Annotated in this window: 1 protein-coding gene; it reads right to left on the bottom strand. The window is 50.7% G+C overall.

Going from position 1 to position 1,241, the window contains the following annotated elements:
- Positions 1-1,103 (bottom strand): NADH-quinone oxidoreductase subunit N (locus ACTHS3_RS13610; protein ID WP_440368206.1); only part of this gene is annotated, 1,103 nt, incomplete at its 3' end.
- Between the last annotated feature and the right edge of the window lie 138 nt (positions 1,104-1,241).

Here is a 1,241-nt window from a genome sequence, read left to right as displayed (position 1 = left end):
GCATGGCGTTGGTTAAGGCCTGCGAGGTCTTTGATGTTTTCACATTCAATGTCTTTGGTGGACAATACCATCAAAACGCCGAAGCTGACAGCCGCCATCAAAGCATAGGTAATGGCGTAATACAGGCCTGCGGTAAAGCCGACTGCGCCTGCCATAAACGCCAACAGGATAAAGCCCATGTGCGATACGGTGGAGTAGGCGAGCATACGTTTGATATTGGTTTGCATGATGGCGGCAAGGTTACCGACCACCAAAGAAGCAACGGCAAGGATGGCCAACATCGGCGCCCAGTCTGAATGTACTGTACCCATGCCGGTCACAAGAATACGGAACGCAAAGACAACGGCGGCAATTTTCGGAGCCGTACCCACAAAGGCGGCAACGGATGTCGGCGCGCCATCGTACACATCGGGTACCCACATATGGAATGGAACCGCACCCAATTTAAATGCAATGGCAACTACAATAAACACCATACCCAATTTCAACAACCATTCATTGGCCTGCTCATTGAAAGCAGAAGCCAAGACGGAAGCAAAATCGAGGGAACCGGTGGCGCCGTAAACCATGGAAATACCATAGAGCAGCAAACCGGAGGCCAATGCGCCCAATACGAAGTACTTCAGCGCGGCCTCGGCAGAGCGGCCGGAATCGCGGCGCAGGGCAATCATGGCGTACAGCGACAAAGACAACAATTCCAAACCGATATACGCAGTCAGGAAATGTGCCGCGCTGACCATGACGCTCATGCCCAACAGGGCAAACAGCGACAGGGTGTAAAACTCGCCTTTAAAAATTTGGCGGTCTTGGTTGTACGGTTTACTGTAAATAAACAGACCGAAAGTCAGCGCATACAGCACCAGTTTTGCCAAACGGGACATGCCGTCTGCAATATACATACCGTGAAAGGCATCGACACTGCCCTGTTCCCATACTGCCAATTGGGTAACGGCCACGATGATGACCGTTCCCAAACTCATCAGATGGGTCAGATAGCGGTTTTTATCGCAAATCCACAAGTCTGCCAGCAATACGACACCCAATAGCGCAAGCAGCACGATTTCGGGCATGGCAGGCATTAAATTCAAATCAGACCAGTTCATTTACACACCTCAAATCTTGCTTTGTGCCACATGGGCAATCAAATCGTTTGCCGCTTGATGTACCACTTCGATAAACGCTTGCGGATACAGACCCATGCCCAAAACAGCAACCGCCAAAATCGCCAAAATCGCAAATTC

It is taken from the genome of Neisseria sp. P0009.S007, assembly GCF_051962515.1.
Note: the sequence above shows the minus strand (reverse complement) of the source record. Positions and strands in the feature narration are given on the sequence as shown.